General features: G+C 65.9%; 14 protein-coding genes. 9 read left to right on the top strand and 5 right to left on the bottom strand.

Annotated elements, in window-relative coordinates:
- Positions 1-47: 47 nt before the first annotated feature.
- Both VVD47_RS20490 and VVD47_RS20495 read left to right on the top strand, forming a co-directional pair.
- Positions 48-1154: an aromatic ring-hydroxylating oxygenase subunit alpha gene (locus VVD47_RS20490; RefSeq protein WP_327605387.1), complete on the top strand. Its 1107-nt coding sequence runs from the start codon at positions 48-50 to the stop codon at positions 1152-1154.
- Positions 1155-1265: 111 nt separating this feature from the next.
- Positions 1266-2462, top strand: a complete 1197-nt coding sequence (locus tag VVD47_RS20495; protein ID WP_327605388.1) for a dienelactone hydrolase family protein — start codon at positions 1266-1268, stop codon at positions 2460-2462.
- Here the strand turns inward: VVD47_RS20495 and VVD47_RS20500 are convergent.
- Positions 2435-3124, bottom strand: coding sequence for a MarC family NAAT transporter (locus VVD47_RS20500; protein WP_327605389.1), 690 nt, complete (start codon positions 3122-3124; stop codon positions 2435-2437). The two genes, VVD47_RS20495 and VVD47_RS20500, sit on opposite strands and share 28 nt — an antisense overlap.
- A gap of 232 nt (positions 3125-3356) precedes the next feature.
- On the opposite strand from VVD47_RS20500, the gene VVD47_RS20505 reads away from it, so the two are divergent.
- The 6 genes from VVD47_RS20505 to pap all read left to right on the top strand — a co-directional run bounded on the left by VVD47_RS20505 (position 3357) and on the right by pap (position 10017).
- A complete protein-coding gene (locus VVD47_RS20505; protein ID WP_327605390.1) occupies positions 3357-4361 on the top strand; it encodes a sulfate ABC transporter substrate-binding protein in 1005 nt (334 codons plus the stop codon).
- A gap of 91 nt (positions 4362-4452) precedes the next feature.
- A complete protein-coding gene (gene cysT / locus VVD47_RS20510) occupies positions 4453-5361 on the top strand; it encodes a sulfate ABC transporter permease subunit CysT (RefSeq protein ID WP_327605391.1) in 909 nt (302 codons plus the stop codon).
- Positions 5358-6227 carry a sulfate ABC transporter permease subunit CysW gene (cysW, locus tag VVD47_RS20515; protein WP_327605392.1) on the top strand — a complete coding sequence of 290 codons (870 nt, stop codon included), beginning with the start codon at positions 5358-5360 and terminating at the stop codon, positions 6225-6227. The genes cysT and cysW overlap by 4 nt, the downstream gene beginning before the upstream one ends.
- The gene (locus VVD47_RS20520; protein WP_327605393.1) at positions 6224-7288 is read left to right on the top strand and encodes a sulfate/molybdate ABC transporter ATP-binding protein; all 1065 of its coding nucleotides are present in this window, start codon (positions 6224-6226) and stop codon (positions 7286-7288) included. Before cysW ends, VVD47_RS20520 begins: the two co-directional genes overlap by 4 nt.
- A 163-nt stretch (positions 7289-7451) precedes the next feature.
- Positions 7452-8435 carry a Bug family tripartite tricarboxylate transporter substrate binding protein gene (locus VVD47_RS20525; RefSeq protein ID WP_327605394.1) on the top strand — a complete coding sequence of 328 codons (984 nt, stop codon included), beginning with the start codon at positions 7452-7454 and terminating at the stop codon, positions 8433-8435.
- Between the two features lie 97 nt (positions 8436-8532).
- Entirely contained in the window at positions 8533-10017 is a 1485-nt protein-coding gene (pap, locus tag VVD47_RS20530; protein ID WP_327605395.1) for a polyphosphate:AMP phosphotransferase, read from the top strand.
- A gap of 35 nt (positions 10018-10052) precedes the next feature.
- Here pap and VVD47_RS20535 read toward each other — a convergent pair whose 3' ends face one another.
- Positions 10053-11300, bottom strand: a complete 1248-nt coding sequence (locus VVD47_RS20535) for an esterase/lipase family protein (protein ID WP_327605396.1) — start codon at positions 11298-11300, stop codon at positions 10053-10055.
- An 81-nt stretch (positions 11301-11381) separates the two neighbouring features.
- Entirely contained in the window at positions 11382-12512 is a 1131-nt protein-coding gene (locus VVD47_RS20540; RefSeq protein ID WP_327605397.1) for a PA0069 family radical SAM protein, read from the bottom strand.
- 91 nt (positions 12513-12603) lie between these two features.
- On the opposite strand from VVD47_RS20540, the gene aroG reads away from it, so the two are divergent.
- On the top strand, positions 12604-13686 hold the full coding sequence (gene aroG / locus VVD47_RS20545) for a 3-deoxy-7-phosphoheptulonate synthase AroG (protein ID WP_327605398.1): 1083 nt from the start codon (positions 12604-12606) through the stop codon (positions 13684-13686).
- A gap of 93 nt (positions 13687-13779) precedes the next feature.
- Here the strand turns inward: aroG and VVD47_RS20550 are convergent, their stop codons facing one another.
- Complete coding sequence (locus VVD47_RS20550; protein WP_327605399.1) at positions 13780-14619, bottom strand: 23S rRNA (adenine(2030)-N(6))-methyltransferase RlmJ; 840 nt, start codon at positions 14617-14619, stop codon at positions 13780-13782.
- A gap of 54 nt (positions 14620-14673) precedes the next feature.
- On the bottom strand, positions 14674-15255 hold the full coding sequence (locus VVD47_RS20555; protein WP_327605400.1) for a TIGR00730 family Rossman fold protein: 582 nt from the start codon (positions 15253-15255) through the stop codon (positions 14674-14676).
- Positions 15256-15478: the final 223 nt, after the last annotated feature.

Genomic DNA, 15478 nt, shown 5'->3' on the forward strand with positions numbered 1-15478 from the left:
TTTTTTGGATTCCGGCTTTCCGGCTTCGAATCACCAAAGGCTACGGGATGTCCTCTATCGCATCAGTCAATCAGCTCTCGCCGGCAGTGTCGCAACTGCCCGTCTCCGCGTACTTCGACGAACATCTTTTCGCGATGGAGAAGAAGCTGATTTTCGATGCCGGTCCTGGCTACGTCGGCCATTCGCTGATGACGCCGGAACCGAACGATTACCACACGCTGGGGTGGATGGACCACAGCCGCATGCTGATGCATGGGGCCGATGGCATCTCGCTGATGTCCAACGTCTGCCGCCATCGCCAGGCCATCATGCTGGAAGGTCGTGGCCGCGCCCGCAACGTGGTGTGCCCCATCCACCGCTGGACCTACGACAACGCCGGCCAACTGCTGGGTGCGCCGCACTTCGCTGACAAGCCCTGCCTGAACCTCGGCCGCCAGTCGCTGGAGAACTGGCGTGGCCTGCTGTTCAAGGGACCGCGCTCGGCCAACGCCGACCTCGCCGGCATGCAGATCGCCGACCAGCTCGATTTCAGCGGCTACGTGCTGGGCAAGGTCGAACACCACCAGTGCAACTACAACTGGAAGACCTTCATCGAGGTGTACCTGGAGGACTACCACGTCGCACCCTTCCACCCGGGGCTGGGCAACTTCGTCACCTGCGACGACCTGACCTGGCAGTTCGGCGAGTGGTACTCGGTGCAACGCGTCGGTGTCACGTCGCTGAAGAAATCCGGCTCGCCGGCCTACGAGCGCTGGCAGCAGGCCGTGCTGGACTACTACCAGGGCGAACTGCCGCCGCACGGTGCGATCTGGCTGACCTACTTCCCGAACATCATGGTGGAGTGGTACCCGCACGTGCTGGTGGTCAGTCACCTGATTCCGCAAGCCGTCGACAAGACGCTGAACGTGGTGGAGTTCTACTACCCGGAAGAGATCGCTGCCTTCGAGCCCGAGTTCATCGAGGCCGAGCAGGCCGCGTACATGGAAACGGCAGTCGAGGACGACGAGATTGCCGAGCGCATGGACCGGGGGCGTCGTGCCTTGTGGCAGGAGGGCCGCAACGAGTGGGGTCCCTACCAGTCACCGATGGAAGACGGCATGCAGCACTTCCATGAGTTCTATCGTCGCGTGATGGGCGAGCACCTGCCGCGCTGAGTGCGCGTCGCCGTCGGACGACAGTTGTCGCGATATATATTTGCCGCGCGACTGCGTATGGCCTTGGCATGAATGCTAGCGTTTCTCCGGTTTCCAGCGCCGGAGGAACGCATGCGCTCCACCCCTCTTTCTTCTCCGTTCTCCTCTCTTCTCAAACTGGTCGGCGCGGGCCTGCTGGCAGGCACAGCGATCACGGCTCACGCGGACTACCAGCGCCAGGGCATCGACTCGCCCGAGCGTAGCCTCCCGGTTTTCTACGAGGCGCTGCGCGACAGGATGCAGTTCCGGCTCGGCTGGCATGACGAGATGAAGGACCCGGTGGCGTGGAAACGCGCGGGTCTCGCCAAGGCCCGCGAGTTGATGTTGCCGGACGGTGTGCCGGACAAGCCCTTCGATGCGCGCGTCGTCGATGAGATCGACCGCGGCAGCTACGTTGCACGCAAGGTCGAGTTCAACATCAGTGCGGAGAGCCGCGCGCTGGCGCTCGTCCTGGTGCCCAAGGGCAGCGGCCCGTTTCCCGCTGCGCTGTTCCTGCACGATCACGGCAGCAAGTTCGACATCGGCAAGGAGAAGTTCGTCCAGACCTGGGGCGACGATGCGCGCCTGCAATCGTCGAAGGAGTGGGCGGAGAAATTCTTCAGCGGTCGCTTCCCCGGCGACGAGCTGGCCAGGCGCGGCTACGTGGTGATGTCCTTCGATGCGCTGGGTTGGGGCGATCGCGCGGTGGAGGGTTTCCGTACCGACTCGCAGCAGGCGCTGGCGGCCAACCTCTTCAATCTCGGCACCTCCTTCGCCGGCATCATCGCGCAGGAGGATGTGCGTGCTTCGCAGTTCCTCGCTGCGCAGGACAAGGTGGATCGCAGGCGCGTGGCCGCCATCGGCTTCTCGATGGGCGCTTTCCGCGCCTGGCAGCTGGCTGCGTTGTCGGACTCGGTGACCGCCGCGGTGGTGGATTGCTGGATGGCCACCATGCAGGGCCTGATGGTGCCGGGCAACAACCAGCTCAAGGGCCAGTCGGCGTTCTCGATGCTGCATCCGGGCGTGGGGCGCTACCTGGACTACCCGGACGTCGCTGCACTGGCCGCACCCAAGCCCATGCTGTTCTACGCGGGCGAGCAGGACGGCCTGTTTCCGGTCGCGTCAGTGAAGACGGCGTTCGGCAAGATGCACCAGGTGTGGCAGGCCAACGGCGCGGCCGGCAAGCTGGAGACGCGCTTCTGGCCGCTCGGCCATGTGTTCGTGAAGGAGCAGCAGGATGCCGCCTTCGACTGGCTGGACCGTCAGTTCGGCACCGCTGCCGCGCGCTGAGCGAGATCCACCCACAGATCGGCGAAGCCGTTCCACAGGATCTGCACGCCGAGGCAGATCAGCATGAAGGCGAAGACCCGCGACAGCGCTTCCGACCCGGTGTGGCCGACCTTGTCTTCCAGCCTGTCGGCATAGCGGTAGCAGAAGTAGATGGTCAGCACCGTGATGGCCACTGCCAGCAGGCCGCCGGCGATGTTGCCGAGCACTACCTCCAGTGGGGCCGTGCCCGGCCGCGATCGCGTGGAGCCCACGGCGATCGACACCGCGATGGTGCCGGGGCCGGTGGTCAGCGGCATGGTCAGCGGATAGAAAGCCATGTCCTTCAGGTTCTTGTCGTGCGGCGTCGCGTCGCTGCCGGCCTCGCTGTCTCCCGTGGGCGCATGCAGCAGCCGCCATCCTGCCGCCGCCAGTACCAGTCCGCCGGCCAGGCGCAGGACGGGAATCGAGATGCCGAACATCTGCAGCACGAAGGCGCCGAAGTACATGGAGGGCAGGATCACGAAGATGGCGTTGATCGCGATCTTGCGCGCGAGGAACTGACGCACCTCGCGTGATGCGCGTCGCGTGACCGTGAGGAACAGCAAGGCGGTTGCCGGCGGGTTGATGATGGGCATCAGGCCCGACAGGACGATGATGAAGGTGTCGTAGAAAGCCTTGGTCATTTGGGGGCTGGGGCGCGGAGTGGGAGGGCGGCAGCGGGGACGGCGGGGCGGGCTGTTGAAGCCTAGCACTGGCTCGCCCTTGGCGATCAGGCCTTGCACAGCGATTGATGTCGGTTAGGCGGGTGCGGCGGCGCTTATTTGATTCGGTTATATGTGCTGCACCAATAAGTCCTTGAATCGATATATCGCTGCGCGATAATGGCGGCCTCGTTTCACTGCCAGGAGTCATTCCATGAAAGCCGCTTCGCTTGCCCGCGTCCTCGTCGCTGGTGCTCTTGCGGGCCTGAGCGCTGCCACCTTCGCGCAGACCTCGCTGCTCAACGTGTCCTACGACGTCGCCCGCGACGTGTTCAAGGACTACAACCCGAAGTTCGTCACGGCCTACAAGGCGAAGACCGGCGAAACCGTTGAAGTGAAGCAGTCGCATGCTGGCTCCACCCGCCAGGTGCGCGCCGTGGCCGACGGCCTGGAAGCCGACGTGGTGACCATGAACCAGGCCACCGACATCCAGTTCCTGGCCGACAAGGGCCTGGTCGCTGCCGACTGGACCAAGAAATTCCCGAACGATGCCGCGCCCTACACCTCCACGATGGTGTTCATCGTGCGCAAGGGCAACCCGAAGGCGATCAAGGACTGGAACGACCTGATCAAGACCGGCACCACGATCATCATCCCGCACCCGAAGAACACCGGTAACGGCCGCTGGACCTACCTGGCCGCCTGGGGCAACGCGCTGAAGCAGCCGGGTGGCAACGACAAGACCGCCGCCGCCTACCTGGGCGCCTTCTTCAAGAACACCCCGCTGTTCGCACCGGGTGGCCGCGACGCCACCACCACCTTCATCCAGCGTGGCCAGGGTGATGTGCTGGTGACCTTCGAATCCGAGGCCGAGCTGATCGCCCGCGAATTCGGTCGCGGTGGCTTCGAGGTGGTGTATCCGCCCCAGTCGATCCTGACCGAACTGCCGGTCGCCATCGTCGACAAGGTGGTGGACAAGCGCGGCACCCGCAAGCAGGCCCAGGCCTACCTGGAATACCTGTGGAGCAAGGACGGCCAGGAGAATGCGGCCGAGAACTACCTGCGCCCGCGTGATCCGGAAGTCTTCAAGAAGTACGCCGACCGTTTCCCGACCGTGAAGACCTTCACGGTGGATGACACCTTCGGCGGCTGGGCCAAGGCCACCGAGGCCCACTTCAAGGATGGCGGCAGCTTCGATCAGATCTACCAAGTAAAATAAGCCGCTGATCCGTTGCAGGGACGCAAAGCCCGCGGGGTATCTCCCGCGGGCTTTGCGTCCTTTGCTTGCCTGTTTTCCGAAGCATTCCCCGATGAAATCCAACCGTTCTCACCGCGTGCTGCCCGGCTTCAACCTGTCGCTGGGCTATGCGCTGGTCTACCTGTCGCTGCTGGTATTGATTCCCCTTGGCGGGCTGATCGCCAAGAGCAGCGAACTCTCGCTGGCCGAGTTCTGGACGCTGGCCACCAGCCAGCGCTCGATGGCCTCCTACCGCATCACCTTCGGCACTTCCTTGCTGGCCGCGTCCATCAATGCCTTCTTCGGCCTGATCGTCGCTTGGGTGCTGGTGCGCTACGAATTTCCCGGCCGTCGCTTCTTCGACGCGCTGGTCGATCTGCCTTTCGCACTGCCCACCGCCGTGGCCGGCATCACGCTGACCACGCTGTACGCCAACACCGGCTGGCTGGGCCAGTTCATCGAGGGGCAGTGGGGTTTCAAGGTGGCGTTCACGCCCTGGGGCATCGTCGTCGCGCTGACCTTCGTGACCCTGCCTTTCGTGGTGCGCACCGTGCAGCCGGTCATCGAGGACATCGAGACCGAAGTGGAGGAGGCCGCCGCCACGCTGGGTGCGACACGCTGGCAGACCTTCTGGCGCGTGCTGCTGCCGGGCGTGTTCCCGGCGCTGCTCACCGGCTTCGCGCTGGCTTTTTCGCGCGCCATCGGCGAGTTCGGCTCGGTGATCTTCATCGCCGGCAACATCCCGCTGGTGTCGGAGATCACCCCGCTGCTGATCATCGCCAAGCTGGAGCAGTACGACCTCATCGGTGCCACCGTGCTGGCGGTGGTGATGCTGGTCATCTCCTTCTTCCTGCTGCTGTCGATCAACCTGCTGCAGTGGTGGTCGGCCAACCGCCATCGCGGCGAGGCGCGTGAGCTGGATCCGGGCAGCACCGGGACACCAGGCAACAACGCCGGCAACGCGCAAGGAGCCGCCGCATGAAAGTCCGTCGCGCTGCCGTCGAGACGCCTGCCGTCCGCTGGACGCTGACCGCCATCGGCGTCGGCTTCCTGATCTTCTTCCTCGGCCTGCCGCTGATCGCGGTGTTCGTCGAGGCCTTCCGCTCCGGCTGGGCACCGTACTGGGAAGCCCTGCAGGAGAAAGACACCCTGCATGCCGTCGGCCTCACCGTGCTGGTGGCGGTCATCGTGCTGCCCTTCAACATCGCCTTCGGCGTGGCGGCGGCCTGGGCGATCGCCAAGTTCGAGTTCTGGGGCAAGAGCCTGCTCACCACGCTGATCGACCTGCCGTTCGCGGTCAGTCCTGTTGTGGCGGGCCTGCTGTTCATCCTGATCTTCGGCGCCAACGGCTGGATGGGGCCGTGGCTGCAGTCGCACGACATCAAGATCATCTTCGCGCTGCCGGGCATGATCATCGCCACCCTGTTCATCACCTTCCCCTACATCGCGCGCGAGCTCATCCCGCTGATGCAGGCGCAGGGTCGGGAAGAGGAAGAGGCCGCGGTGTCGCTGGGCGCCACCGGCTTCCAGATGTTCTGGCGCGTGACGCTACCCAACATCAAGTGGGGCCTGCTGTACGGCGTGATCCTCGCCAACGCGCGGGCGATGGGCGAATTCGGCGCGGTGAGCGTGGTGTCCGGCCACATCCGTGGCGAGACCAACACGCTGCCGCTGCACGTCGAGATCCTCTACAACGAATACAACTCGGTCGGCGCGTTCGCGGCGGCATCGGTGCTGGCGCTGCTGGCCCTGGTGACGCTGATCGCCAAGACCATTGTCGAATGGCGCATGGCGAAGGAGACGGAAATGCTCAACGCTGCGCTGCCGACGGAGAAAACCGCATCATGAGTATCGAGGTCAAGAACATCACCAAGCGCTTCGGCAGTTTCGTGGCGCTGGACAACGTGTCGCTGGAGATTCCCACTGGCGAACTCGTCGCCCTGCTGGGCCCGTCCGGCTGCGGCAAGACGACCCTGCTGCGCATCATCGCCGGCATGGAATCGCTGGACGAAGGGCAGGTGCTTTTCCACGGCGAGGAAGCGACGCACGTCGAGGCCCGCGAGCGCCAGGTCGGCTTCGTGTTCCAGCACTACGCGCTGTTCCGCCACATGAGCGTGTTCGAGAACGTCGCCTTCGGCCTGCGCGTGAAGCCGCGTGCCCAGCGCCCCAGCGAAGCCGCTATCCGCGACAAGGTGATGAGCCTGCTGAAGCTGGTCCAGCTCGACTGGCTGGCCGAGCGCTACCCCTCGCAGCTGTCCGGCGGCCAGCGCCAGCGCATCGCGCTGGCCCGCGCGCTGGCGGTGGAACCCAAGGTGCTGCTGCTGGACGAGCCCTTCGGCGCACTGGACACGCAGGTGCGCAAGGAGCTGCGCCGCTGGCTGCGCCGCCTGCACGACGAAATGCATATCGCATCGGTGTTCGTCACCCACGACCAGGAAGAGGCGCTGGAAGTGGCCGACCGCGTGGTGGTGATGAACAAGGGGCACATCGAGCAGATGGGCACGCCGGACGAGGTGTACACCGCGCCGGCCACGCCCTTCGTCTACCAGTTCCTCGGCAACGTGAACGTCTTCCACAGCCGCCTGAAGGGGCCGTGGGCCAAGGTGGAGCAGGCGAACGCGGACGGGGGCTCGACCGCCTTCGTGCGTCCGCACGAAATAGACATCCTGCGCGAGCAACGCGAGCATGCCTTGTCTGCCACCGTGCAGCACGTGCAGGCCATCGGCCCGCTGGTGCGCGTGGAGCTGAAGCACGAGAGCGAGATCATCGAAGTGGAGCTGACGCGTGAGCGCCACCTGCAACTGCAGCTCGCCAGTGGTGACCAGGTGTGGCTGCTGCCGAAACAGGTGACGGTGTTCGCCAGCCCGAGTGCCGAGCCGCAGCGCTGGGCGCCGGACTGGGTGATCTGAAGCCCTTCACGGGCACGCATGCACAGGCGACAGGGCTACCCGCCATTCGTTGCTAAGGACATGCCCGTATAGCCGCAATGGCTGTGCGTTGCGGACCATTCCATGGCCCGAAGGAGGTATGTCCGTCAGCGGACAAACCTCCATCCACCGTGGAGGATTTGCGATGTCCGTATCACGCTCTACCCTTGTTCGATTCGTCTCGACAGCGCTGGTCGCTGTCGCAGCCTTTGGCGCGCAGGCGCAGAACTGGCCTGCCAAGCAGGTCAACGTCATCGTCCCGTGGCCGCCCGGTGGGCCGTCCGACATCGCAGCGCGCCCGGTCAGCGCCCATCTGCAGCAGACGCTGGGCCAGCCCTTCGTCATCGAGAACCGCGGCGGTGCCGGCGGCAACACCGGTAGCGCGCAGGTGGCCCGCGCCACGCCCGATGGCTACACGCTGCTGATCACTTCCAGCGCGCCCATCGTCATCAATCCCAGCCTGTACAAGAAGATGCCCTTCGATCCGGCGAAGGACCTGCAGCCGATCACCAACCTGCTGCGCGTGCCGCTGGTGCTGGCTGTTCATCCCTCGGTGCCGGCGAAAAACCTTACCGAACTCCTGGCGTGGATGAAGACCCAGCCGGAGGGCAAGACCGTGATCGCTTCCGCTGGCAACGGCACGCCCCAGCACCTGACTGCCGAGATATTCAAGGATGCCGCCAAGGTGAACGTGATCCACGTGCCCTACCAGGGCTCGGCGCCCGCGATCACCGAGTTGCTCGGCGGTCACACGCCCATGATGTTCGACAGCACGGTGGCGATCCTTCCGCACATCAAGGCCGGCAAGCTGCGTGCGATCGCCCTCACCGGGGCGCGGCGTTCTTCCCAGTTGCCCGACGTGCCGACCTTCGCCGAGCAGGGCCTGCCGGCAGTCGAAACCTATGCGTGGTACGGTCTGTTCGGTCCGGCCGGCATGCCTGCCGACGTGCTGGCGAAGATCAACCGCGAAGCGCAGGCCGCCATGAAAGCGCCGGAATACCAGAAGGTGTTGGCCGACACCGGCGCGGAGTACGTGGGCGATACGCCGGAGAACTTCACCGCCTTCGTCAGGTCCGAAGCGGCCAAATGGGGCAAGGCCGTGAAGGCCAGTGGCGCTACCATCGACTGAAGCCTTCGCAGAACCGTCATGTCGGCGGTTCATGCTGCATCCGGGGGCGACGCGAGTCGCCCTTTTCACATGTTCGCGCAGGGAGCGCCGACAAGCCATGTTCGAGTCCGCCGAAGTCGGCCACGCCGTCGACAACAAAACCTTCCGCAAGGAAGAGGAAGCGCTGCGCATTGCATTGCTGCAGGCGCAGTACCGACTGCGGGAGGCAGGGCGCTTTCCGGTGCTGCTGCTGATCTCCGGTGTCGATGGCGCAGGCAAGAGCGAAACCATCCAGCAGCTCTACGAATGGCTGGACCCGCGCTGGCTTTCCACGATGGCGTTCGCCGAACCGACCGACGAGGAGCGCGAGCGGCCGCCGATGTGGCGCTACTGGCGGGCGCTGCCGGCGAAGGGGCGCATCGGCATGTTTGCGGGCTCCTGGTATTCCGCGCCGATCCACGACCGCATCGAGCGCGACATCTCGCAGGCCACGCTGGATATCCAGCTCGACGGTATCAACCGGCTGGAAGCGATGCTGGTGAACGAAGGCGCGCTGGTGCTCAAGTTCTGGTTCCACCTCAGCCGCGAGGGACAGAAGAAACGGCTCAAGCGGCTGGAGCGCGATCCGCGTACGGCCTGGCGCGTCACCCAGACGAACTGGGACCGGCTGAAGACCTACGACGCCTTGCAGGGTGTCGCACGCCACGTGCTGAGGGTGAGCAACACGGCCTGGGCGCCGTGGACCATCGTCGACGGCAGCGACGACAACTACCGCAATCTGCTGGTCGGTCGTGCGCTGCTGGAGGCCATCGAACGACGGCTGGCCGAGCCGCAGGTGCCGGCCAACCCGGTGGCCGCGCCGCTGCCGCGTCGCCTGGACGACCAGAACGTGCTGACGGCCCTGGACCTGTCGGCGCAGATCGACGAGGAGCGCTACGAGAAGGAGCTGGCGCACTGGCAGGGCATGCTGGCGGAGCTGGTGCGCCACAAGCGCTTTGCGCGCCGCTCGCTGGTGCTGGTGTTCGAGGGCATGGACGCGGCCGGCAAGGGTGGCGCGATCCGTCGCGTCGCCGCGGCGATGGACCCGCGCCAGTACCAGATCATGCCGGTGGCGGCGCCGACCGACGAGGAGCGTGCACAGCCCTACCTGTGGCGCTTCTGGCGGCAGGTGCCGCGCTGGGGGCGGGCGACGATGTTCGATCGTTCCTGGTATGGGCGCGTGCTGGTGGAGCGTGTCGAAGGCTTCTGCGAGGAAGCGGACTGGCTGCGTGCCTACGGCGAGATCAACGACTTCGAGCACGAGCTGGTGGAGAACGGTGCCGTGGTGCTGAAGTTCTGGCTGCAGATCGACAAGGCCGAACAGTTGCGCCGTTTCCGTAACCGCGAGGAGACGGAGCACAAGCAGTTCAAGATCACCACCGAGGACTGGCGCAACCGCAGGAAGTGGGCGCGCTACCAGGCGGCGGCGGTGGACATGATCGACCGTACTAGCACCGGCGCCGCGCCCTGGACGGTGGTCGAAGCCAATGACAAGCGCTTTGCGCGCATCAAGGTGCTGCGCGCCGTCTGCGAGCGCCTGGAGCGCGCGTTGCGCAAGGGCTGAGTGGCAGGCAACAGGTAGCAGGCAGGGCAGCCGCTTCAGCGGTCTTTGCCGTCGAGGACGGCGGCAAGCGTCTGCTGCACCTCGGCGCTACGCAGGATGGAAGTGTGGTTCTCGTTGAAGCCGCGCACCAGGCGTGCCTCCCGCTGGGCTTCGCCGCGCAACTCGCTGGCCAGGCTGACGACACCATCACCACCGTTGCTGCCGGCATAGCTGAACAGCAGCGCGTAATCCGTGCCGGCCGGCAGCGGCCTGGCGAAGATGGCCTGCTGGAAGGGGCTGTTCTCCTGCATGTCGATCCACGACGGCACGGTGGCCGGTGCGAATTCCACGCCGTACTTCGCCGCGGAGTGGCCTGACCACGGCGTCGATATGCTGATGAACTGGCGCAGCCTGAGGCCTGGCTCGGCGGCGGCAATCCCTTGCAGCATGCCGCGCGACACCAGCCCGCCCATGCTGTGGGCGACGACGATCATCTGGGTGAGCCCGGTGCGGGCGCGCATGGACGACACCATGGCCTGCAGCATGTCGGCGATGCGTTCCAGCCGCGCGCCGGAGGGATAGAACGCCAGCCACACCTGGTAGCGGCTCCGGTCCAGGCCCTGCGCCAGGGTCTGCCACTCGCCCGGGTGGCCGCCGGCACCATGCACGAACAGCACCGGGATGCGCTTCGGGTCATGCGGCTCCAGCAGGTACAGGCCGCCGCCCACTTCGACCAGGAAGTCCGCCGGCGCCCACAGGCCACGCTTGCCGGTCTCGTGATTGAACGCAGGATTGTCGAAGCCGGTGATCTGCCCGACCGTCAGCGGCAGCTCCTGGCGCGGCGTGTCCGCCAGCGCTGCCAGCTTGTGGCGCAAGGCGTCGTTGGCGGACGCTGCAGCGCCTGCACGCAGGCTCAATGCCAGGGCTGGCGCTCCCTGGCGGGCAGTGTGCGGGGCGGGGCTGAGGAGGGCGGGTTCGCCCGCATCCAGGCGGCCGTTGCCGTTGCGGTCGACCATGACCACCACCTGGTAGGTGTGCGCCTGCTCGACCCGCATCAGGAAGCGCTTGCCGCTGTCCAGCGGAGCATAGTTGCGAACCTTCTCGCCGTCGGCGTCCAGCGCCACGACAAGCACCTTGGCGGGGTCCTCCGCTGCCGTATCCACGCTGCCATGCAATGCGCTCAGTGCATCCAGCGTCTCGGCATTGCGCTTCACGGCGAGGAACTGTCCGGGCTGGCAGGCCGTGAGGCCGAGACAGGCGAGCAGCGTGACCGCGAGGGGGACGGCAAGGCGGAGAGCAGGCATCTGGAACCCCGTGGCAGGACGATGCGCCAATGCTAGCGAAAAGCCTGAGCGCGGTGTGCCGTCAGGTTCCGACGCCGTGGGTCAGAACAGTTCGCCCTGCGCCGAAGCGGGTCGGGGCGGGCGCGGCGGCACGAATGCCGACGTGTTCAGCGGCCGTCCGCGTTTGTTGAGTTTCAGCCGGTTGCAGGCCAGGCGCATGCGTTGCGAATACAGGTCCGCGAACTGCCCTTCGCCACGCATCCGCTTGCCGAAGGCGCTGTCGTAGGCCTTGCCGCCACGCAACTGATGGACGAGGCTCATCACGTGGGCGGCCCGACCCGGGTAGTGTTCCTGCAGCCAGGCCTCGAACAGCGGCGCGACTTCGTGGGGCAGGCGCAACAGGACGTAGCCGGCGGACTTCGCACCCGCGGCTGAGGCGGCTTCCAGCACGGCTTCCATCTCGTGGTCGTTCAGTGCCGGAATCAGCGGCGCGAACAACACGCCCACCGGCACGCCAGCGGCATGCAGCGCCGCCATCAGCTCCAGGCGCCGTTGCGGCGAGGCGGCGCGAGGCTCCAGCCGGCGGGCCAGCTTGCGGTCCAGCGTGGTGACGGAGAAATACACGTGCACCAGTTCATCGCGGGCCAGGTCGGCCAGCAGGTCGATGTCGCGCTCGATCAACGCGCCCTTGGTGACGACGGAGATGGGGTGGCGTGTTTCCACCATCACCTCCAGCAGGGCACGCGTGATGCCTAGCTTGCGCTCGATGGGCTGCCAGGCGTCGGTGTTGATGCCCAGCGCGATCGGTTTGCAGACGTAGCGCGGGTTCGCCAGCTCCTTGCGCAACAGCCCGGCGGCGTCCGGCTTGTAGGAGATCTTGGTCTCGAAATCGAGCCCCGGCGACAGGCCCAGGTAGCTGTGGGTGGGCCGTGCGAAGCAGTAGGAGCAACCGTGCTCGCAGCCCTTGTACGGATTCACCGAGTAGTCGAAGGAGATGTCCGGCGAATCGTTGGTGCTGATGATCTTCCGGGCACGGTCGATCAGCAGCTCCGTCTTCGGTGGCGGCGCGTCCGCGTGCTCGTCCAGGCTGCCCCAGCCGTCGTCGTGCGCGTCCCGCTGCATGGATTCGAAACGGCCGTCCGGACGCGCGACGGCACCCCGGCCGCGGAACACTTGGCGCAGCGGTCGTGTGATGCTTTCGTCGCTATCGGCGTGATTGTCCGGGATGTCCATGGGGGCGTGAGGGGCTTGGGCTACAATCCTTGCCAGTTCAGGCTCACTGAGGAGCCTGCATCTCTGACCGAACAGGCAAGACAGAGTAATTATGAGCGCTTCGACCCTGCATCACATCGACGATGTCCGCATCCGCGAAATCAAGGAACTGGCACCGCCGGCCCACATCCTGCGGGAGCTGCCCGCCACCGAGCGTTCGGCGCAGACCACCTTTGAGGCACGTACCGCCATCCACCGCATCCTGCACGGCGCCGATGACCGCCTGCTGGTGATCGTCGGCCCGTGCTCCATCCACGACATCGACGCCGCGCAGGAATACGCGCGTCGCCTGAAGGAACAGGCCGACCGCCTGAAGGAAGACCTGCTCGTCGTGATGCGGGTCTACTTCGAGAAGCCGCGCACCACCGTCGGCTGGAAGGGCCTGATCAACGATCCCTACCTGGACAACAGCTTCAAGATCAACGACGGCCTGCGCCTGGCGCGCAAGGTGCTGTGGGAGATCAACGAGCTGGGCCTGCCGGCGGCGACCGAATTCCTCGACATGATCACCCCGCAGTACATCGCAGACCTGATCTCCTGGGGCGCCATCGGCGCACGCACCACCGAGAGCCAGGTGCACCGCGAGCTGGCCTCCGGCCTGTCCTGCCCGGTGGGCTTCAAGAACGGCACCGACGGCAACGTGAAGATCGCGGTGGACGCCATCAAGGCCGCCGCCTCGCCGCACCATTTCCTGTCGGTCACCAAGGCCGGCCACTCGGCCATCGTGTCGACCGCCGGCAACGAGGACTGCCACGTCATCCTGCGGGGTGGCAAGGAGCCGAACTACGACGCCGCCAGCGTCGAGAAGGTGTGCACCGAGCTGGCTGCTTCCGGCGTGCCGGCCAAGGTGATGATCGACTTCTCGCACGCCAACAGCCGCAAGCAGCACAGGCTACAGCTCGAAGTCGCGCGTGACGTGGCGGGCCAGCTCGCCGCCGGCGACGTACGCATCTTCGGCATCATGGCCGAGTCGCACCTGCTCGACGGCCGCCAGGACCTGGTGCCGGGCAAGCCGCTGGAGTATGGCAAGAGCATCACCGACGCCTGCATCTGCTGGGAGGACACCCTCGGCTTGCTGGATACGCTGGCGGAGGGCGTGCGCGCCCGTCGCGTGAAGCGCGCCGGCGAGGAGTGAGCGTTACCGGAGCCTCGCAGCGGGGCTCCAGAAGCAGAAAGGCCTTGAAGGACGGCACCTTCAAGGCCTTTTCGTTGCCTGCCTGCGGCGTGATCAGTCGCCGCGCGATTCCAGCACGAAGCCGGCGCCGTCGTCCTGTGCCAGCGCACCGGCCAGCCAGGGCATGATCTTGCGCAGCTCGGCCTCCAGCGTCCACGGCGGGTTGATCACGAACATGCCGCTGCCATGCATGCCGACGGCGCCCGGCGTGGCGACCGACAGGCTGACGTGCAGCCAGGCCTTGGCGGGCAGGGCTTTCAACTGGTCCGGAAGGCGGCGCGACTCCGGTTTCGACAACAGCGGATACCACACCGCGTAGGTGCCGGTGGCAAAGCGTTGCAAGGCGTCTTCCAGCGTATCGACCACCTGCGCGTATTCGTCGCGGACTTCGTACGACGGGTCGATCAGGACCAGCGCACGGCGCGGCGGGGGCGGCAGGAGCGCCTTCAGTCCTTTGAGGCCGTCGCCGGCGGTGATCTGGGTGCGGGCCTTGCCGGACAGCATGTTCTCGGCGAGGTAATCGCTCTCGTTGGTGTGCAGCTCGAACAGGCGCAGGCGGTCCTGCTCGCGACTGGCCTGCAGCGCGATCCAGGGCGAGCCGGGGTAGGCGCGCAGCCTGCCGTCGGGGTTCAGCGTCCGCACGACTTCGAGGTAGTCGCTCAGCCCCACGGGCAGGTCGTCACGTTCCCACAGGCGGCCGATGCCGTCCTGCCATTCCGACAGCTTGGTGGCGTAGCCTTCATCCAGCCGGTACAGGCCGGCACCGGCGTGGGTGTCGATGTACCACCAGGCCTTATCCTTCTGGTTCAGGTAGCGCAGTACCTGCAGCTGTACGAAGTGCTTGAGGACGTCGGCGTGATTGCCGGCATGGAAACCGTGGCGATAACTCAGCATGGTGGTGCGCGTCGGAACGAGGGGACGGGTGATGCGAGGACAGGTATGCGGGGCTCAGGTGTTGCCGCTGTCGATCCAGCGCGTGTTGGCCTGGCGTGGCTGGCTTTCCATCGATTCCAGCAGGCCGGCGGGTTCGCTGCCGACCAGCAGCATCCTGCGGTGCTCGGCACGCAGGAAGCCTTCGCCGTGCACATGGTCGAGGAAGCCCAGCAGGCCGTCGTAATAGCCGGCGACGTTGAAGATGCCGTAGGGCTTGGCATGCAGGCCGAGCTGGCCCCAGGTCCACACCTCGAAGAGTTCTTCCAGCGTGCCGATGCCGCCGGGCATGGCGAGGAAGCCCTCCGACAGGTCGGCCATCAGTGCCTTGCGGGCGTGCATGCTCGGCACCACGTGCAGTTCGGTGAGGGCAGGATGGGCCAGCTCACGCGCGACCAGCGCGTCGGGAATCACACCGATGACCTCGCCACCCGCGGCCAGTGCCGCGTCCGCCACCACACCCATCAAGCCGACATGGCCGCCGCCGTAGACCAGACGACGGCCACTCTGCGCGATGGCACGGCCCAGGGCCTGCGCTGCCTCGGTGTAGATCGGGTGGTCACCGGCGCTGGCGCCGCAGAAGACGCATACGGATTTCATGGCAGGCCTCGGGTACGCGTGAAGATGCCGGATTCTCTCATGAACCTAGGGAAAGACCTGATGAGCGGGCCGGCCTGCCGCTTGAGACATATAGAGGACGGTCATGTAAAAGTGTTGCGCTGCCACTTCGGTGGCATGCGGGCGTTTGGCAGAATGCGACGGACAGGCAGCAGGCAAGGTCCTGCAGGCAAGAGGGGGAGGGCAACTTGGCAGGACCGGGGGA

Source organism: Uliginosibacterium sp. H1 (assembly GCF_036017065.1).
GTDB lineage: Bacteria > Pseudomonadota > Gammaproteobacteria > Burkholderiales > Rhodocyclaceae > Uliginosibacterium.